Annotated in this window: 14 protein-coding genes; 6 read left to right on the top strand and 8 right to left on the bottom strand. The window is 48.9% G+C overall.

The genetic code is table 11. The annotated features are described in order from the left end of the window. Positions 1-19: 19 nt before the first annotated feature. From T538_RS0114660 to T538_RS0114630, 5 genes are all read right to left on the bottom strand, one after another. Positions 20-694: a hypothetical protein gene (locus T538_RS0114660; protein WP_031534945.1), complete on the bottom strand. Its 675-nt coding sequence runs from the start codon at positions 692-694 to the stop codon at positions 20-22. 195 nt (positions 695-889) lie between these two features. Then, on the bottom strand, positions 890-2,086 hold the full coding sequence (locus tag T538_RS0114650) for a putative polyvalent protein kinase domain-containing protein (protein WP_155993260.1): 1,197 nt from the start codon (positions 2,084-2,086) through the stop codon (positions 890-892). Continuing rightward, complete coding sequence (locus tag T538_RS0114645; RefSeq protein WP_155993258.1) at positions 2,031-2,591, bottom strand: hypothetical protein; 561 nt, start codon at positions 2,589-2,591, stop codon at positions 2,031-2,033. The genes T538_RS0114650 and T538_RS0114645 overlap by 56 nt, the downstream gene beginning before the upstream one ends. Next, positions 2,546-3,532 (bottom strand): hypothetical protein, encoded by a 987-nt coding sequence (locus tag T538_RS0114640; protein WP_031534940.1) that lies wholly within the window; start codon positions 3,530-3,532, stop codon positions 2,546-2,548. Before T538_RS0114640 ends, T538_RS0114645 begins: the two co-directional genes overlap by 46 nt. Positions 3,533-3,871: 339 nt before the next feature. Next, complete coding sequence (locus T538_RS0114630; protein ID WP_031534936.1) at positions 3,872-6,301, bottom strand: putative barnase/colicin E5 family endoribonuclease; 2,430 nt, start codon at positions 6,299-6,301, stop codon at positions 3,872-3,874. Between the two features lie 97 nt (positions 6,302-6,398). Here T538_RS0114630 and T538_RS17355 point away from each other — a divergent pair, with 97 nt between their 5' ends. The 5 genes from T538_RS17355 (at position 6,399) to T538_RS0114605 (ending at position 13,975) form a co-directional block, all read left to right on the top strand. After that, the gene (locus T538_RS17355; protein ID WP_034539299.1) at positions 6,399-6,650 is read left to right on the top strand and encodes a hypothetical protein; all 252 of its coding nucleotides are present in this window, start codon (positions 6,399-6,401) and stop codon (positions 6,648-6,650) included. Beyond that, positions 6,651-8,216, top strand: coding sequence for an AAA family ATPase (locus T538_RS0114620; protein WP_031534934.1), 1,566 nt, complete (start codon positions 6,651-6,653; stop codon positions 8,214-8,216). After that, positions 8,203-9,600 carry a VWA domain-containing protein gene (locus tag T538_RS0114615; RefSeq protein ID WP_031534932.1) on the top strand — a complete coding sequence of 466 codons (1,398 nt, stop codon included), beginning with the start codon at positions 8,203-8,205 and terminating at the stop codon, positions 9,598-9,600. Before T538_RS0114620 ends, T538_RS0114615 begins: the two co-directional genes overlap by 14 nt. A gap of 15 nt (positions 9,601-9,615) precedes the next feature. Beyond that, positions 9,616-12,108, top strand: coding sequence for an ATP-dependent helicase HrpB (gene hrpB, locus T538_RS0114610; RefSeq protein ID WP_031534930.1), 2,493 nt, complete (start codon positions 9,616-9,618; stop codon positions 12,106-12,108). A 181-nt stretch (positions 12,109-12,289) separates the two neighbouring features. After that, entirely contained in the window at positions 12,290-13,975 is a 1,686-nt protein-coding gene (locus T538_RS0114605; RefSeq protein ID WP_031534928.1) for a SulP family inorganic anion transporter, read from the top strand. Between the two features lie 77 nt (positions 13,976-14,052). On the opposite strand, the gene T538_RS0114600 is transcribed toward T538_RS0114605, so the two are convergent. The 3 genes from T538_RS0114600 to T538_RS0114585 form a co-directional block, all read right to left on the bottom strand. After that, a complete protein-coding gene (locus T538_RS0114600; protein WP_031534926.1) occupies positions 14,053-15,261 on the bottom strand; it encodes an L-serine ammonia-lyase in 1,209 nt (402 codons plus the stop codon). A gap of 349 nt (positions 15,262-15,610) precedes the next feature. Then, a complete protein-coding gene (locus T538_RS0114590; RefSeq protein WP_031534924.1) occupies positions 15,611-16,024 on the bottom strand; it encodes a hypothetical protein in 414 nt (137 codons plus the stop codon). A 15-nt stretch (positions 16,025-16,039) separates the two neighbouring features. Next, entirely contained in the window at positions 16,040-16,798 is a 759-nt protein-coding gene (locus tag T538_RS0114585; protein WP_031534922.1) for a TrmH family RNA methyltransferase, read from the bottom strand. A gap of 170 nt (positions 16,799-16,968) precedes the next feature. Between T538_RS0114585 and T538_RS0114580 the strand changes: the two genes are divergently transcribed. Continuing rightward, positions 16,969-19,266, top strand: a complete 2,298-nt coding sequence (locus T538_RS0114580) for a translocation and assembly module lipoprotein TamL (protein WP_031534920.1) — start codon at positions 16,969-16,971, stop codon at positions 19,264-19,266. Positions 19,267-19,271 lie beyond the last annotated feature (5 nt).

The raw sequence follows: 19,271 nt of genomic DNA, 5'->3' as shown, positions 1-19,271 counted from the left end.
TCCTCTACTCCCTCACGGCTCACCCCTCGCTTTCCATAAGTGCGCGTACTGCCTCGGTAAGCGGCTTGTAGTTGTCACGCTTCCACGCCTCATATTCAGCGTTGTTGTGGCTGCTCATGGCGTTCTCTGCCATGTATGCGTTTTCCCAGTCCTCCAAAGGCTGTCCGCTGCGCTCCTCAAGAATGCGCTGAACCTCAAGCAACGAGCGCATACTGTCCTGTATTGCCTCTATCGCCTGATAGCTGCCCTTGCCCAGTCGCTTGTTGTATTCAAGTGCAACGCCCCTAAGCTCGTTGTCTGCACCCTCTGGATGTGTTGCAGCGTTGTTGCCGTTGTCACGGAAACGAAGATTTCCGCCGTTCACCTCCTCAACTTGTGCAAGTCCCGTAGTGTCGGTGTATTCGCCTGTCCGCAGCAGTTCCTGAATAGAGCCTATTATTTCGGCAAGCGGTTTGCCCTCGGCACGCTCTATTGCACTCTTCGGATAGAAGAACTCTGAAACGTGGGCTGTGCCGTTGTTTCTGATGCCTCTGTTTCCATATTTTGATATTACAATGCTCACGCCCTCGCTTTCGCCACTCTCGTCAAAGTTACTTACCGATGCGTTATGGTTGCTTATGCGCAAAGTAAACTCCTTGCCGTCCTCTGTCTTAAACGTACCATACTGGCTTGCCTCATGCTGTTCCAATCCCAAAGCCTGAGCAACGTTTGTAATGAAACCGCGAGGCTTGTTCGGTGCATTTTCGTAGTTTTTCTTTGTACTCTCAAGTTTTTCAGCTACCTTTGCACCGCTTTCACTCGGAACGACTGAGAACTTTGCGCTTGCGCCTTCACGGTTCTGGGTGGAAGTTTTTTTGTACCCACTTCCTCACGCTGCTTCTTCCATTCTTCAAACTGCATAGGACGGCAGATAACTGTACTTGCCGCCCACGTCTTTTGTGTGGAGTTTACAATCGGCATCTATAACCGTAATGTTACCTGCTGCATCCTTTACAATATTGCCTTTTTGCAAGTCTGCAACAATTATTGTGTCGTTGCTAAATGCCGTATTCTCCTTATTGATAGGATGGAATCCAAGATTATTCATGTATTCCACTCTCTCCTTTTCTGTCAATGGAGTGCTTGTCGAGAAATCAACAGCCGGCTGCTGAAGAATGCGTACAAAACCGTTGCCGAAATTTCCATATCCTACAATGCTGTAGGCAGTATTTCGGAATACATAGTTAAATAATGGGATGTTGTCGATGTCAGGACGGAACCGCTTTGCGTCCGGCTTTCCCTTCGATAGTTTAATTACGCTCTTCCCGTCTTTCGACAGATACACATCGCTGTCCTTACCACTGCCTATCGGCTCGGTATCGTCCGTAAAGTCCTTTATGTCGGTGTGCCAGTTGCCGCTTGCCTTTGCCCACTGCTCTAAGAGTTCTTTCTTCTTTTCCTCAATCGCTCTTCTTCCTGACGCACTAACTCGTTCATTCGGTCTGACTGTGCTTTCAGAAACGCGTGAGTAAAGCGCATCGATTGCGTTCTCTCTCTCTCTTTCATACATCTTTCGTTCCACTCTCTGTGGAAGTCGTTCAGATAATCGTCGTCCGTATGGGTTGTAAGGTGTGACATCGTTAATATAATCATTTATTTCTTGCAAAGAAACATCATTATATTCACCCGACAAAATAATGTCGTATATTTTTTTCGTCTGCATTCTTCTTGCAGCCTCACGAGCTTGTCTCTCACGGCGCACCGTATTTATGTCCTTGTGGCTCACCATGGCTGTTGCTTCATCTATAACGCTGTTTATGCGCTCGCGTTCCTTGCGTCTTTCCGAGTCTTCGCCCATCAGTCTTGTGTCCTTGCCGTTTGCCAAGTCCAGAACTTTCTGAGCCTCTTCGGTGTCTGTCACAACCTCTATACCAGCACCGCGCATAATGTCTACAATGGCATCACTAACGGCTGCGTCACGCTCCGACACACCGCTTTCAGCTCCATCTTCTGCCTTGTGATACAGAATGATGTTGCCCTCTACTCGTCCTTCACTTTGCCCTGTTTCCTTCATTCGTCTGTATATTGTCAGACAATGAACTGCCATTTTCCGCATTCCCTCTTTGTTCCGAGCCGCCTCTATTTCCATTTTCTTTGGAATCAGTTTGTTCTCCAGACAATACGTCATTGCCTTCTTGCACTCGTCCATCGTTTTCTTGTCCATAATAGCAATCGTAATAAAGTGATTGTAATTCTGTATATTCGTCCTCAGAGAGTTCGTTCATTCCAGCAAGTTGTTCAACAGCATCTCTGTACTGTTCGTACTCGGCAAAACTATCAAATCCCCACGACTTTGCCAAACTTTCGTTGCCCAAATATTCGGCTTCCTCGTCGCTGATGCCGTCCTCAATGCCCTTGTGAATGTCGAAAATGGCATCAAACATACGGCTTTGTGATGAGTAAGAACCCACAACATCGAGCAATTCGTTCAGCACATCAATGCTGTTTACCCTTGCTTCGCCAGTCAGACCCAAGTCGTCGTTTATCTGCTCCGTCATAGCCTCGGCTACGCTTTCAGGATACATGCCGCCCTTATCCTTGCCTGCAAGCATCCAAAAGTAGTTCTTTCAGCCTTGCTGTCTGCCAATCCAAGATGCTGTCCAAGTCCCTTTGTCTTGCCGTTGCTATCCCAGATGAATTTGTATTCACGGCGATACAGAGAACGCATAATCCATTCTCTCACGTTCGCAGGCTGTCCCAGCTCGTCTATAAGGTCGCTCTTTGTCTTTCTCTTCTTGCGGTCATTTTTCTTACCCTTTGTTTGCTTTTCCGCGCCCGATTTGCTATCTTTGCCCTCAGAAGGCAAGTCTTGCGTACGGCTGGAAAGGCCACCAGCCTCTTCTGAATTATCAGAAGGCAGTATGAGGATGCGGCCGCCCTCACGCTCGGCTTGCCTTCTTATTGAATCCAAAGCATTGTCTCTGACATAGTGCCAATGCACAATCTCAACATTATCTTTGTTGTTATTCACTTCAAGTAAGACAAGACGGTTATGTCCTGCCTCATCCTTTGTGTTTATTACAACCCAGTTGTATGGTCTCTTTGCCTTTTGGTTCTGTCCGTACAACTGAGGATTATACAAGGCACTCTTTAATATTTCACGGCTCTGTTCTGCGGTCAAATCCTTGTGAGACTTTTTGTTCTTCTCAAAGATGTTCTTCTTTATTACAACCGCCTTGCCCTCTGTACCAATGGCATTTGCCACGTTTTCAGAAAGTGTTGGCAATTGTACGTTTCGTGTCGGAGTGTTAAAATCCTCGTCCGTCAGTTCGTCAATAGAGCCAATCTGCTCAACCTTCAGCGTTCCGTCCTCATTTATCGGGTTGCCTTGGCTGTCTGCCTTGTCCTCTTTCTTGCCCTCGGCTTTCTCTTGCGTTTTGGCAGCAAGTTGCTTATTTATATACTCATACACCGCTGGCAAGTATTTCTCTGTGCCTTTGGCAAATATTTCAGCATAATCATTGAACTCGTCACGGAACTTTTCAAAGGTCATGCGTTCTTGTTTTTTCTTCCGGTATGCCAAACTGGAACGCAGGAACCTTAAGCAAAGCACGATTATAGGCATTAACCGCATAATCCCTTATCGCAGTGCGTACACTGCGTGGAGCGTCCTTCAATGCCTCTATCTCGTCAAAATCAAAGTTGGAAGTATATCCCTTGTCCTTTTCAGTTCTTTTTTTCTCATCTTCTTGCGAGTCAGAAGTTTTTGCCGTATCTTTGCTTGCAGATTTGTCAGTGGCTGGTGCGGCTTAGCCTTGATTAGTGGTGGTGATAGCACTACTGCCATCACTTGCTGACAAATCATAAGCCGTAAGAACCCAGTTCTTGTCGGCTATTTTTTGCCCTTTTCTCTTATGTTCTTGCGAATAGTTACCTTCTTGCCGTCCTTGATAAACACAATTTTATCGCCATTCTCAAAATCAATATCGCCATTCTTTATTATGTTGTCTATATCCCTAATAGCATCCTCAGCGTTGGCAAAGCTCTTGCCTTCACCCACATGCTTATTGATGATATGGGCAAAACCTCCTTTGTCGTCTCCCCAAACCAAATCAATGTCTCCAACATCACTGCGATGGAACACACCGAGCAAGTCACCGTCCTTGTGTTCCATAATGAAATCAAGTGCTTCCTTTATTTTTCCCTTAAACTGGTCGTAGATGTTGCCGAACACACCTTCGCCTATTGGCTTCTGTTCAGCCTCGCCCATCAGTTCGTCAAGACGTCTAAGGTCGGCAAGTTCCTTTGCAAGGTCGGGAGCGTTCATTCCCTTTAAGGCTTTTTCCAAACGTGCTATGCGTTCAGCGCGCTTTGCCTCATCCTTGTACTTGCTGTACGTCTGCTTCAGCGACTGCAATTCAGCATCTTTCTTGCTTCTCTCAATGTCTGCCTCGCCCATCATCTTGCCGCCAACAAACTTTGCATAGTCGTAAGCCGTCTTAGGGATAAGGAACTCAGAACCGTCCTTCATCCTTGCATAATATTCAGGAGTTTTCTTGCCCGGAACGTGTTCCACGCCAAAGGTAATGCCGTCTGTCTTTGCCCAGTCCTCAATGTGCTTGTACATAGCCTTTGTGCCGAAACCTGTATAGTTGTGCAGTTTGTCAAGAACCTTGGCAATGTTGGCAGCCTGCATTGGCGATTTGCCGTCTGTAAAGCCGCCGTATCTCTTGCGCTCCTTTTCTGCTTCGGCTTTCTCAGCCTCTGCTTTCTCCTTTTCGGCAACCTTCTTCTGGTATTCGGCAGTTGCAGCGTCACGCTCGCGTAACTTCTCCGCAATTTCCTTAGCCTCTTCAAGCGAGCGGAACATATAGTCGCCCATTGCATTATAGGCAGTACCGACCGATTCCTCGCCCGGTTTCTTAAAGTCCGCAATTCGCTTGTCTGCCGAGTCAGGAACGCAATACTGTACCGCATCACCATTATGCAGCGAATACACCTCGTATGCCCCGTCATCTTCGGTTGTTTCCCGTTCAATGTAAATACCTCCGTTTTCATACAGACGCTCCTTCGGTTTCTCAGTATTCTTGCGGTTAGATGTCGGCTTCTGAGGCTTCTTTTCTTCCTGCTTACCCTCCGAATCGTTCTGCTTTGTCTTGTTTGCAGTCTCGTTTGCAGTCTGCTGTTCCTCCGCTTGCGGTGTAGCTTCTTCTGCCGTAGCCTGCTGAGCCGATGTCTGTGTCTTTCTGTCAATGATGCTTTGAAGTTCGGCTATTTCCTTTGCCTTTTCCTCTTCGGTCATGGTAAAGATAGGATGATTGAAGTTTCTTATTCTTTCAATCTCCTTTTCAAGTTCTTCAATGCTCATATTCTCAAGCATCTGCTTACGCTCTTCCTTATCCTGCTCCTCAGCCTGCTGTGCAGTTGATGCTGCGTCAATTTCTTGCGCCTTGTCTGCATTTTCCTGTGCAGATTCTTGCATTTCTTCCTCACTTGTTGTATCTTCGCTCGCAGAAGCATTATTCTCTTGCGTAGGAAGGAGGTCCGGCACAGCATTATCTTGCTGTTCAGCTAAGCGCCATTCAGAGCTGTTGGAGAATAATGCTTCATTCGTATAGTAACGTCTGAGGTTTGTCAACTTCTCCTTAACCTTTGTAGGCTTTGCGTAATGGCTGCTTACCGAAATCTCCATACCATCCTTCGATACGGTGACAGAACTATAATATCTTATCTTTTCACCATCACGGATAAATGTCTTTATAAACACCAGTGAATAAGGGCGTTCTGTTGTCTGCCCCTCTTTAGCCTCACTTTGTTCAATAAACACCACGTCTGGATTTCTAAGGGTCTGCACAACCATTCCGAACTCCCTTGTGCGCTGCTTTTCCTCCAATTTCGCATACTGGTTCTCACCCATCTTTACGCGTCCTATTGGGGTTTCCAATGAATTGAAAGCACCGAATGACTCAACCCAAGCCTCAGGTGTAAGACTTATGTTCGGGTCTTCTTCCGCATTATCTTCCATTGCTGCAACAAACACATTAGCGTTTTCTTCATCCATAGGCGGCTCACCCACTCCAGTTGTCGGCTCTTCCTCTTTTTCCTCGTTGTTGTCAACGGCTTGCAAAGAGCCGTCCTCGCCAATCGTCACGTTTTCAGGCAACGGCGGCAAAGAGTTCTCTGCCTCCTTCTTCTTGCGCTCCTCCTCGGCTTGTGCCGCTCTTGCAGTCGGAACATTCTTCACGCTCTCCCAATACTTCTTGCGCTCGTTAAGGGCATTAACAAGGTTCTGCGCATCTGCAATGGCGTAAGGGGTAGCCATAAAATAATCACAACAAAGAAAAGTAAACAATCCTTTCCGCCTTTCGCTCGTTTTTTGTAACTTTGCAACAAAATGTTTCTTATCAACACATTATTTTATGAACGCTGAAGAAATTGACAAAATAATCGAGGAGGCACAGAGTGCCGACAAAAAACTCGGAAAGAGTTCAAAGAAAGAGTTTCCAACCGAAAAGGTTCGCGCCGTGCTAAATGCCCTGTTCATCATCGCCGCCGTGGCAACCGTTGTCGTCTACTTCATGAAGCCCGACGACAAGGCTCTCTTCTATATGATTGGATTCGGTGCGCTGGGAATTAAGATTGTTGAGTTCATAATCCGCTTTACTCTGTAAATGAACCGCAAAGAGCGAGCCGACTTATTGCTAAAACAACTGTGCAACGGTCTGTACGAGAAGGAACAGGCCGTTGCATTGTCGTTGCTGTGTGCCGTTGCCGGAGAGAGCATCTTTCTTCTGGGCCCCCCCGGAGTGGCCAAGTCAATGATAGCCAGAAGAATGAAACAAGCATTCAGAGACGGAAAGAACTTCGAGTATCTGATGTCGCGCTTCTCTACGCCCGACGAGATTTTCGGTCCTGTCTCAATCTCCCGACTAAAAGACGAGGACAAGTACGAGCACATAACCGACGGCTATCTGCCCGAGGCTGATGTTGTATTCCTCGACGAGATTTGGAAGGCCGGTCCGAGCATTCAGAACACGCTTCTTACGGTGCTCAACGAGAAGATTTTCCGCAACGGACAGAACACCGTTCCGCTGCCGCTGAAACTTCTGATTTCGGCATCGAACGAGCTGCCAGCCGAGGGCGAAGGGCTCGAAGCCTTGTGGGACAGATTCCTAATTCGCTACTTCGTGAACCCTATCGAAGATCCGAGCAGCTTTGAGTACATGATAACATCCGACAACGTACAGATTGAGGCTGAGGTAGACAACTCTCTGTCTTTCAGCGAAGAAGAATATCACGAATGGCACGAGCAGAGCAAGAAAACGGCTTATTCAGCAGGAATAATGCAGACGATTCATGCCATAAAAAACCTAATCAACGAGTACAACCAGCACGATGAGCGCGAGGAAGAGCGACAGCCTCTCTACATCTCCGACCGCCGTTGGAAGAAGATTTTCGGGCTGATGCGCACCGCCGCATTCATCAACAACGAAACAAGCATCCATTATGCCGACTGCTCGCTGATGATGTACTGTCTGTGGGACAATCCCGAGCAGCTCGACGACATTGAGGAGATTGTAAACAAAGGCATTCACCAAGGAATGAGAATAGGAATAGGGCTCGAAGGCCTGCGTCAGGAAGTGCTTCGTATTCAAGATGATATGCGTTCGTTTACAAGTGTAAAGGAGATGACCGACCACAGCATAAAGACGGTAAACTCGTTCTTTCACCAGATTAACGGCTACTCAACACGCGGCCGGGTGCTAATCTACGCCGCAGAATACGAGGCTCTGAAGATGAACGAAAGCACGATGTTCTATTTCAGCAAGCCTAAGAACATGACAAACACCTACGTCATGAAGCGATACGACCGCACAAAACTGCTCAACATCGACCCTCGCAACATCATTCAGATAAGCAAGGGCGTGCGCTCCGTAATCATCTCCGGAACATCATATCCGCTTGAACTTGAGCAAGATGCAAAACCTCTCGACCTAAACCATACCGACAAGGACATTGAGAACCGCATCGGAAAATGTATCGACCATTATCAGTTTCTGCTCGACGAATACAAGCGTCTTGAAGCCGAAGAAGCCGACTACATCAACGGCAGTCTGTTCATCGACAACCGCCAGAAACGCGCCCTCAGAAAGGCTTTCAAAGAGATGCGTACCGAAATTACCGACTACAACAACGAGATAAAGGAAATTCAGCAGACGTATTATGGACAAGGCTGACGAACGATTAGCATACGAATATCTGCTGGAACTGTATCGCGACATGCTGATGAGACGCGTGAGAGAAGACGAGAACTCGCTCATCAGCAACGGCATAGCCACCGAGATGGAACTAAAGTCGCAGGCCGACAGTTATTTCGGTCGCACGTGCCAGTCGCTGCAATCGCTCTACTCTAAATATAACGGGCAGTGGAACACGCTGAACCAGTGTGAGTTAAAGAACGACCAAGAAATGCTCATCTTCCTTTCGCAGATGCGCTACAACTTCGTACGCTTCTACGACGTTGAGGAATTCAACATAGACTTCCATCTGCAAAACCTGAAACGATACCGCATCCGTACAGCCGAATTTGCCACCCAACGCAACATTTTCATGCAGAAATGGCGACGGCTCTTGTACGACATGGAGTTCAACTTCCAGATGCAGCACATAAACCGTCTGTGCGACGAATTCTGTGCCGAGCAAGCCCGAATCTACAAGAAAGTCAGACTGAAATTTGCCATCGGAAGCGGCGGAAAGCTGTCGCGGCTGATGTATCTTCTGCGCGACGAGAAGGAAGAGGTCATAGACGAGATTTTCGAGTACAAGCGATATGCCGAGAAGAGCAGCAAGGTCAAGGAGATTGTCGAAAAAATAGGTCGGGAGCAATCAGTAAGAAAGCGTAACCACGCGGCAAAATCGGGCTCTAAAAACGGCTGGACAACTCGCCATGCCACCCACAGCGACATCGTCGGAATTGTAGAAGGCAGCAATATAACATCTTTATTGCCAATAGAATATGCGTTTTTAATCGACAAAGAACTTCAACCGATTTTTATGCGCAAGATGCGCGAGAAAAAATTGCAGGTTTTCGAATACGCAAGCAAGGAACGAGCGCGCCTCGACCGCACAATCCAGAAAGGCAACGAGGCCGAAGAGCCCGAACGCAAAGGTCCTTTTATCATCTGCATAGACACATCGGCATCCATGATGGGCTATGCCGAGGTTATGAGCAAAAGCATAATCCTTGCCATTGCCGAGATGAACGATGCGCGTCAGCGACCGTTCCACATAATCAATTTTTCAGAGAACATTTCTACAATAACAATCCGCAATCTCGAACTTGACTTCAAGAAACTCGTACACTTTCTCTGCATAAGTTTTCACAAAGGCTCGGACATCGCCCCTGCGGTCGAGGATGCCGTGAAGAAGATGGAAGAAGCCGATTTCAACACGGCCGATTTGCTCATCCTCTCCGATTTCCGTCTCGACCCGATGCGCGACGATACTTGGGCACGGCTCAAAAGGCAGAAACAGAAGGGAATGAGAATTTTCGACATCGCCTTCGACCCTCCCGAATCGAACGATTATCTGAAATGTGCCGATGAGATTTTCAACTTGTAAAAGATTATTATACTGATGATTACAATAAAATATGCCGATAATCTGCCAGCCATGCAGATAGCCGGCAAGGTTAACGAAATTCTGAAAACCGACAGTCGCGTTGTGATTACCGCCCCTCCGGGAGCTGGAAAGTCGACTGTTCTGCCGCTCACGATTATGCAAGGTCTGCCCGACGATGGCAAGATTCTGATGCTCGAACCGCGCCGACTGGCTGCAAGACAGATAGCCGCACGAATGTCGCAGATGATTGGCGAGCCTGTGGGCAAGACTGTTGGCTACCGCGTGAGATTCGACAACAAGGTGTCGGATTCTACTCGTATTGAGGTACTTACCGAAGGCATCCTAACCCGAATGATTGTTGCCGACTCAACGCTCGAAGGCGTCTCGGCAATCATCTTCGACGAGTTTCACGAACGCAACTTGGCATCCGACATCGCCCTTGCCCTTTCGCTCGAGGCTCAACAGATTATCCGCCCCGACCTCAAAATCATCATCATGTCGGCAACGATAGATGCCGAGGGCATCAGTCGCACGCTCTGCGCGCCAATCGTCGAGAGTGAAGGCAGAATGTTCCCTGTCGACGTCATCCACAGCACAGACGAGGCAACCGAGCAGAATGCCGCCGAAGCCGTAGCCCACGCCATCAGACAGGCGCACAAGGAGCACAACGGCGACATTCTGGCATTTCTACCGGGCGAAAGCGAGATTCTGAGATGCAAGGAGATGCTTGGCGACTCGCTCGGAAAAACGAGCGTCTACCCTCTCTACGGACTTCTCTCGCAACGCGAGCAGAACCTCGCCATTGCGCCAAGTGCCGAGGGCGAGCGCAAGGTCGTTCTCGCCACGTCGATTGCCGAGACATCGCTCACCATCGAGGGCGTGCGCATCGTCATCGACTCAGGACTGCATCGCACAATGGAGTTCGACCCTCGCAGCGGACTCAGCCACCTCAAAACCAAGCAGATAAGCCTGGATATGGCAAACCAGCGCACCGGTCGCGCCGGCAGAACGGCTCCGGGAGTTTGCTATCGTCTGTGGTCGCTCGCAACCGAACATCGCATGGACGAGAACCGCCTGCCGGAGATTCTTACAGCCGACCTCACACCGATGGTGCTCGACATCACGGCATGGGGCGAGAAGTCGCTCGAAAGCATCGCTTGGCTCACCACTCCGCCCGTAAAGCAAGTTGAGCAGGCGCGCGAACTACTGAAAATGCTTGGCGCGATAGCAGATGACGGCAAGATTACGGCTCACGGACGCAAGATGTCGGCTCTGCCATGCCATCCGCGAATTGCGCAGATGCTCGCCACCGCTGAAACGCCCGAGATGAAGGCTCTCGCCGCCGACATCGCTGCCCTTCTCGAGGAGCGCGACCCTCTTTCTGTACGCAACTCGTCCGCCACCGCCGATGCCGACATCAACACTCGCCTTTCTGCCTTGCGAAGGGCACGGAAAGGCAACGCATCTGGCAAGGTATGGCAGCGCATAATGATGGCAAGCGAGCATTACCGCCACATCGCCAAGACGAAGGAAGACAATGCCGAGCCCGACATCTACGCCACCGGAATGTTGCTTGCATCTGCCTATCCCGAACGCATAGCAATGGCTCTGAAAGGCGAATACAACACATTCATGCTGTCGTGCGGCGACAAAGCCGTAATAGACAAGGATGATGCTCTGTCGGCCTACGACAATCTTGCCGTGGCACAGGTCGTAAACAACAGAATTATTCTTGCTTCTCCACTGAATATTAAAGACTTAAAAAGTTTTGCTAAAGTAAAAGATAATATATCATGGGATAACCGCCAGGGCTGCATCGTGGCACAACGCGAATACAAAATCGGCTGTCTGCTGATAGATTCCAAGCCTATTTCCGACGGAAATTCCGAAGCAATAAAGCAAACCATCTGCAACGCCGCGCAGAAGTACGGCACAAGTATGCTCAACTTCTCGGACGAGGTGCAGAACCTACAGCGGCGCGTGGCGGTAGTGGCAGAATGGCATCCCGAGATGCAATTGCCCGACCTCTCTACCGAGGCGGTTCTAAGGCGAGCCGACGAGTGGCTTCCGTTCTATATCGGCAACAGTACAACCACCGCCGAACTGAAGAAAATAGACCTCTGCGAGGCTCTGTGGTCGCTCCTTGCCTACGAACAGCAGACCGAGGTAGAGCGACTTGCACCTACCCACATTAAAGTGCCGACAGGCAGCCGCATAAAGATTGAGTATCGCGTGGGAGCTGAGTTGCCAATCCTCCGCGTGCGCCTTCAGGAATGTTTCGGGATGGACTCCACACCACGCATAGACGACGGCAAGCGAGCCGTGCTTATGGAACTTCTCTCGCCCGGATTCAAGCCCGTTCAGCTAACGCAAGACCTAAACAGCTTTTGGCAAAACACTTATTTCGAGGTGCGCAAGGAACTGAAACGCCGATACCCAAAGCATTCGTGGCCAGACAATCCGCTCGAATCGGAAGCCGTGCGAGGCGTAAAGCGCAATCGCCAATAATTAACATAAAGCAATAAAACAGCAGTTTAGAGCCAAAATCAAAGTCAAAAATTGGATTTCTGAATTTTATGAAGTATTTTTGCACTTTATTTTTTGCGGCAAATTAAGACTGGAGATAGATAAGAGATAAAAAGAGAAATAATATAAGTGTTTAAAGACAAAAAAAATTAAATTAGGGTAAATGAAAGGTTTTGTATTTAAGCCACGTTTATTTTCGACGTTGCGCAATTACAACAGACAAACATTCATGGCCGACCTCATGGCCGGTATCATTGTGGGTATCGTGGCTTTGCCGCTGGCAATCGCCTTCGGTATTGCATCGGGAGTAACTCCTGAGAAGGGAATCATAACCGCCATCGTAGCCGGTTTCCTTATCTCGGCATTCGGTGGAACGAAAATCCAGATTGGCGGTCCTACCGGCGCGTTCATCGTAATCGTGTACGGAATCATTCAGGAGTACGGAATGAGCGGACTTGCAATAGCCACCTTCATGGCTGGTATCTTCCTTCTTCTGCTTGGTATCTTCCGTCTCGGAACAATAATCAAATACATTCCTTATCCTATCGTTGTGGGCTTTACCAGCGGTATCGCGCTTACAATCTTCACTACTCAGGTGAAGGATTTGTTCGGTCTTACAATCGAAGGCGGAATACCTGCCGACTTTATCGCTAAGTGGGGCGTTTACTTGCAGAATTTCGCAACGATTGACCCTTGGTGTACTGCCGTTGGAATTCTCAGCATCATCATCATCGCCGTTACTCCTAAGTTCTCGAAGGTTATTCCGGGCTCGCTCATCGCCATCGTTGTTATGACAGCTGCCGTATTCTTCCTTAAGCAGAACGGCATGGGAGCAAGCATCGAGACCATCGGCGACCGCTTCAGCATCAGTTCTGAAATTCCTGAGGCTGCGTTGCCAGCCATCAACTGGGAGGTTATAAAGAAACTTATCTCGCCTGCCATTACCATCGCGGTACTCGGCGCAATCGAGAGCCTTTTGTCTGCCGCTGTTGCCGACGGTTGCATTGGCGACCGCCACAACTCAAATCAGGAGCTTATCGGTCAGGGTATTGCAAATATCGTATGTCCTATCATCGGCGGTATTCCTGCAACAGGCGCAATTGCACGAACAATGACCAACATCAACAACGGCGGTAAGACCCCTATTGCCGGAATTGTTCACGCAGTTGTCTTGCTGCTCATCTTCCTGTTCTTGATGCCGCTTGCAAAGTACATCCCGATGAGCTGTCTTGCCGGCGTTTTGGTTATCGTTTCTTACAACATGAGTGGCTGGAGAACATTCCGCGAGATGTTCAACAATCCAAAGTCCGATGTAAGCGTGCTTTTGGCAACATTCCTGCTTACAGTAAATTTCGACCTTACCGTAGCAATTGAAGTTGGATTGGTTCTTGCGTGCCTTCTTTGTATGCGCCGTATGGCAGAGACTACTCAGGTTTCGGTTATTACAGATGAGATTGACCCTAACGCAGACACAGATGCCGATACTCACGAGGAGCATTTGGCTGTTCCAGAAGGCGTTGAGGTTTACGAGATTAACGGTCCTTACTTCTTCGGAATTGCCAACAAGTTTGAGGAGATGATGGCTGATTTGGGCAACGACCGTCCAAAGGTTCGAATCATCAGAATGAGAAAAGTTCCGTTCATCGACTCAACCGGTCTGCACAACCTCGAGAACCTCATCTCTATGAGCAAGAAGGAGAACATCAAGGTTATCCTTTCGGGCGTAAACGAGAAGGTTCAGTCGGTTCTTATCAAGAATCACTTCGATACTAAGATTGGCAACGCCAACATTTGCAGCAACATCAACATAGCTCTTGAGCGTGCAAAAGTTGTTATTGCTGAAGCGTAAATCCTGCCAAATACATAAAAAACTCACAAGTCCGCATCTGGATTTGTGAGTTTTTTTGTATTATGTAAGGAAATTGGCTATATGTCCTCAACGAGCGATGCCATTCCGCCTTGGCTCGTTTCCTTGTAAAGCGACGGAAGGTCGTGCCCCGTCTGCTTCATAACCTTCACAATCTTGTCGTACGACACATGATGATGTCCGTCCGACTGGAGCGCGAACTGAGCCACGTCTATCGCGCGAGAGGCGGCAAAGGCGTTGCGTTCTATGCACGGAATCTGAACCATTCCGCACATCGGGTCGCAGGTCATTCCAAGATGATGCTCCAAACCCATCTCGGCGGCATATTCAATCTGCGACTGACTACCGCCCAGCAACTGACAGGCAGCCGCGGCAGCCATAGCGCAAGCCACTCCCACCTCGCCTTGACAGCCAACCTCTGCTCCGCTTATCGAGGCATTCTGCTTGGCAACGTTTCCGATTAGTCCGCCGGTAGCAAGGGCTCGCAGAATACGAATCTCCGAGAAGCCCTGCGTCTGCTCCAAATGATAGAGCACCGCCGGCATCACTCCGCACGAGCCGCACGTCGGAGCAGTAACCACCGTTCCGCCCGAAGCGTTCTCCTCGCTCACGGCAAGCGCGTAGGCATAGATGAGCGAACGTTCCTGAAGCAGCGGCTTGTAGCTCGTTGCCTTGGTGTAGTAGTTTGCCGCCTTGCGAGGCAGTTTTAGCGGTCCGGGCAGAACGCCCTCGTTAGTAAGACCATTGGAGATGCTCTGCTTCATGGCGTTCCACACCTCGCCCAGATAGTCCCAGATGTTCTTCTGCTCGCACATCTCAACATATTCCCAGTAGTTGCGGCCGTTGTCGTAGCACCATTTCATTATCTCCGTCAGATTGGGATAGGCGTATGTCTCTGCCACGTCGAATTTGTCGAAGCCCTTGCCTTCGGACAGCGCGCCGCCGCCCACGCTGAACACCGTCCAGTCGTTTAGCAGATTCTGCTGCGAGTCGTAAGCCTGAAAGCGCATTCCGTTGGGATGATATGGCAGAAACGTCTGCGGTTCCCAGCGTATTTCGAGCTGTCCGTGACCTTTCAGAACATCGCCAATGGCTTGGTCGGTCATGTGCCCCTTGCCCGTGGCTGCCAGACTGCCGTAAAGCGTTACAACATACTTGGCGGCATCGCTACATCTCTCCAGAAATATCTCTGCCGCATGCTGTGGCCCCATCGTGTGACTGCTCGACGGGCCTCTTCCAATTCTATAAAGTTCTTTCAGAGTTTTCATGGAACAAAGGTATTATAAATACAAAAAATATGCATTATCAGTTGGGGCAATTCTGAATGTTTTGTTCCTTATTCTTTCATAGTAGAGGATATTATCGAGAAAAACTTCTGTTTTGAAAGCCTTTCTTCGGCATTTATAATGAAATGGCAGATAGGCAGATTATGACTTTTTTCAGCGATGATTCATCGTTTTTTCGACGACTTGCTTTGTTATTATTTTTTCTTGCCATATTTTTTGTTTTTAAAGAATTGTTGTATATTTGCGGTATGAAGATGTGAGTTGCATATAGGCACGATAACTTCAAGCTCCGCAGCCGTCTTTAATGATTAGGGTCTTTTTTTCTAAGACCCTATTTTTTTTCCTTATCAACTTTCTTTAATTTCTTTCGTTCTCTTATATAGCAGAATATCAGAACCAAAGGCATGGCAAAAAAAATTAGAGTACAATAATATTCAGAAACAGCCTCATGCGATTCGAACATTGAATCATGTTCTGCATCGTAATATAGCTTGAGCGATTTTATAGAATCAAAACTACAATACGATTTTTTCATATGTACCCTATAAGTTTTCCCATTATAGAAAACTTCTGCATGAGCACGTCTTCTGCCCTTATTAAACTCCTTAACCTCAAAACGCCCCACAGGAATAGGTTCTCCCTGCTCCATTACTTTCTTCTCTTTATTCCAATTATGGAGCCCGATAAAACCTATATACACGCAAAAGCAACAACCAAAAAATACAACCTTTTTACTTAATTCCATAACCGCAAACCAACCTTACCCTCTTCTTCTAAACTCAGCACACACAACGGCAGTGGCGATGGCAACATTTAGGCTCTCGGCACATTCCGAGCCTTCGGGATAGTTCGGGATATAAAGTTTGTGCGACACGCGTTTGCGCATCTCCTCGCTTAACCCCTTGCCCTCGTTGCCCATAACGATAAGTCCGCGTTGCTGAAGGTCTTGTGTGTAGATGTTTCCGCCGTCGAGCAGAGTGCCGTAGACAGGCACGTCGTTGTCGAGCGAATCAACAAGTTCGGGAAGCGATGTATAATGAACACGCACGCGCGCCATTCCGCCCATGGTAGCCTGAACGGTCTTTGGGTTGAAGATATCGGCAGTATCGGCAGAACAGAACACATCGCTGATGCCAAACCAGTCGGCAAGGCGCACGATTGTTCCGAGGTTGCCCGGATTCTGCACGCCATCGAGAGCTATGCACAGATTTTCGGCTATGGTCTTGCGCGCATCAACATCGTAGTCGGGCTGTTCGAACACGGCCACAACCTCTTGCGGCGTTTCCAGAAAACTAATCTTGCGCAACTCGTCTTGCGTGGCATCCTTAACTGTAACGCCGTTGAGCGATGCCTCATTAGCCTCAATCCATTGCTGAAGGGCATAGACGGCGCGCAGTCTGAATGTGCCAATCAGTTCGCCAACAAGTTTCGGTCCTTCGGCAACGAAGGCGTTCTCTTCGCGGCGTTTCTTCTTCAGTTCGAGCGAGTGTACGAATTTTATGTCGTTCTTACTAATCATATCCAATAAAAATAACGGTCGCCGCCGCGCAAAATGAAAATCGGCAAAGCGCACGGACGAAGCCGTCTGAAGGGTTGTCGTTATTAAAATACATGCAAAATTACATAAAATTTTCACAAATCAAAATAATTAAGTACCTTTGCTCTCCGAAACAAATTATTTACTCTAAGATGCGTAGGACAACCCACTATTTCTTGCTTTCGGCACTCGCCACGCTGTGTTCTTGCTCGGTATCCAAGTTCATTCCCGAGGGAGAGCATCTGCTCGACGAGGTAAGCGTCGTTTCGGAAAGCAAGGACGTAAAGGCAGGCAATCTGCACGGATATGTTAGGCAGAACCCTAACGCATCGTGGTTCAGCACTTTCAAAGTGCCGCTGCACATCTATTCGATGTCGGGACTCGACTCAACAAAGTGGAGAAACCGCACGCTGCGCAAGCTGGGCGAGGCTCCGGTAATCTATGATGCCGAACTTGCCGAGCGTTCTGCCAACGACCTCAGGATTGTTATGCAGAACATGGGATACATGGGCGCATCGGTAGATGTAGACACCACTACGAACAAGCACAAGATTAAGGTTAAGTATCTGCTCAAGCCGGGCGAGCTGTATTATGTGCGCAACCTTAACTTCAACATTCCCGACACGGCGGTAGCCCGCGTGCTGCGCAACGACTCGGCAAACTCTCTGCTCAGACCGGGAATGGTATTCAGCATCAACACTCTTGAGCAGGAGCGAAGCAGAGCCGCAACGCATCTGCAAAACTCTGGCTACTATCACTTTAACAAGGAATTCATATCGTTTACAGCCGATACTTGCAGCGGCTCTAAGATGGTAGACCTGACCTTAAACTTGAAGCTGTACAAGCAGACTAACAGTTCGGAACCTACCATGCACCGCAAATATACGGTAAACAGCGTTAATATACTTGCCGATATTGACAACGCGCGTCCGCGCCGCATCGACACGATAAAATACAACGGCTACAACGTTCTGTACGAGAAAGGCAGACTGAGATACCGCCCTAAGGTTCTGACGCGCCACACGCACATCAGACCGCAATATCCGTATCGCGAGAGAGCCGTACAGAGCACATACACGTCGATGGGACGACTTCAGTATCTGAAATATACGACCATCAACTTCCGCGAGAACAGCGCAGACTCCACGCTTCTCGACTGCTACATCAACCTTACGCACGGACGCTCAAAATCGTTCAGTTTCGAGGTTGAGGGAACAAACTCGGCAGGCGACCTTGGAGCGGCATCTGCTGTTACATTCCAGCACCGCAACCTGTTCAAGGGCTCGGAGCTGTTACAGATAAGAGTGCGCGGCGCATACGAGGCTATCAGCGGTCTGGAGGGATACAGCGACAACAACTATACCGAACTTGGCGCTGAGGCTTCAATCCGATTCCCGTCGTTCCTCTGCCCTTTCCTGAAGAACGATTTCCGCCGCAGGGTGAATGCCACATCGGAGCTGAGCCTTCAGTACAACACGCAAAACCGCCCCGAATTCAAGCGCAGGGTGGCAACTGCCGTATGGCGATACCGCTGGAACCAGTACCGCCGAAAGGCGCAGCACAAGGTCGATGTGCTCGACCTGAACTATGTTTACATGCCGTGGATTTCAGAGAAGTTCAAGCACGACTATATCGACAGCCTCGGCAACCAGAACGCCATTCTGAAATACAACTACGAAAATCTGCTCATCACCAAGGCGGGCTACACATACAACTACAACTCGCTCGGAATGGCAAACTCTAACGCGTCTTACGGCACAAACGCCTACAATATACGCTTCAACGTAGAGTCGTCGGGCAACCTGCTGTATGCCGTTACATCAACCTTCAAGACAGCCAAGAACGAGCATGGACAGTACAAGGTGGGCAACATAGCCTATGCGCAGTTTCTGAAGGGCGACTTCGACTTCTCCAAGGGTTTTGTGATAGACAAGAAGAACTCCGTAGCGGTTCACATCGGCTTCGGAATAGCCTATCCTTACGGCAACTCCACGGTTCTTCCGTTCGAGAAACGTTACTTCTCGGGTGGCGCAAACTCGGTTCGCGGATGGTCGGTCAGAACGCTCGGTCCGGGCTCGTATGCCGGAAGGGACAAGACGATAAACTTCATCAACCAGAGCGGCGACGTTAAGCTGGATATGAACATTGAGTACCGCACATTCCTGTTCTGGAAGGTGAACGGCGCGGTATTTATCGATGCCGGAAACATCTGGACTGTGCGCCAGTACGACGACCAGCCGGGCGGTGAATTCAGGCTTAACAAGTTCTACAAGCAGATTGCGGCTTCGTATGGTCTTGGACTGCGTTTCAACTTCGATTATTTCATAGTCCGATTCGATGGCGGCGTAAAGGCTGTCGACCCTCGCGACGGCTACAAGCGATTCCCTATCGCACATCCAAATCTGTCGCGCGACTTTGCCTTCCACTTTGCCGTTGGTCTGCCGTTCTGATGCTT

Origin of the sequence: Bacteroides sp. Ga6A2, assembly GCF_000702225.1 — a bacterium.
Taxonomy (GTDB): Bacteria; Bacteroidota; Bacteroidia; order Bacteroidales; family Bacteroidaceae; genus Ga6A1.
This window is presented reverse-complemented; position numbering and strand designations above follow the sequence as displayed.

What these genes read in the sequence shown, in the direction of transcription:
- T538_RS0114615 (WP_031534932.1), top strand. Translation starts at nt 8,203, where the DNA reads ATGGACAAGGCTGACGAACGATTAGCATACGAATATCTGCTGGAACTG.
- T538_RS0114590 (WP_031534924.1), bottom strand. Translation starts at nt 16,024, where the DNA reads ATGGAATTAAGTAAAAAGGTTGTATTTTTTGGTTGTTGCTTTTGCGTG.
- T538_RS17355 (WP_034539299.1), top strand. Translation starts at nt 6,399, where the DNA reads ATGAACGCTGAAGAAATTGACAAAATAATCGAGGAGGCACAGAGTGCC.
- hrpB (WP_031534930.1), top strand. Translation starts at nt 9,616, where the DNA reads ATGATTACAATAAAATATGCCGATAATCTGCCAGCCATGCAGATAGCC.
- T538_RS0114630 (WP_031534936.1), bottom strand. Translation starts at nt 6,301, where the DNA reads ATGGCTACCCCTTACGCCATTGCAGATGCGCAGAACCTTGTTAATGCC.
- T538_RS0114650 (WP_155993260.1), bottom strand. Translation starts at nt 2,086, where the DNA reads ATGGCAGTTCATTGTCTGACAATATACAGACGAATGAAGGAAACAGGG.
- T538_RS0114640 (WP_031534940.1), bottom strand. Translation starts at nt 3,532, where the DNA reads ATGACCTTTGAAAAGTTCCGTGACGAGTTCAATGATTATGCTGAAATA.
- T538_RS0114605 (WP_031534928.1), top strand. Translation starts at nt 12,290, where the DNA reads ATGAAAGGTTTTGTATTTAAGCCACGTTTATTTTCGACGTTGCGCAAT.
- T538_RS0114580 (WP_031534920.1), top strand. Translation starts at nt 16,969, where the DNA reads ATGCGTAGGACAACCCACTATTTCTTGCTTTCGGCACTCGCCACGCTG.
- T538_RS0114585 (WP_031534922.1), bottom strand. Translation starts at nt 16,798, where the DNA reads ATGATTAGTAAGAACGACATAAAATTCGTACACTCGCTCGAACTGAAG.
- T538_RS0114620 (WP_031534934.1), top strand. Translation starts at nt 6,651, where the DNA reads ATGAACCGCAAAGAGCGAGCCGACTTATTGCTAAAACAACTGTGCAAC.
- T538_RS0114600 (WP_031534926.1), bottom strand. Translation starts at nt 15,261, where the DNA reads ATGAAAACTCTGAAAGAACTTTATAGAATTGGAAGAGGCCCGTCGAGC.
- T538_RS0114645 (WP_155993258.1), bottom strand. Translation starts at nt 2,591, where the DNA reads ATGCTTGCAGGCAAGGATAAGGGCGGCATGTATCCTGAAAGCGTAGCC.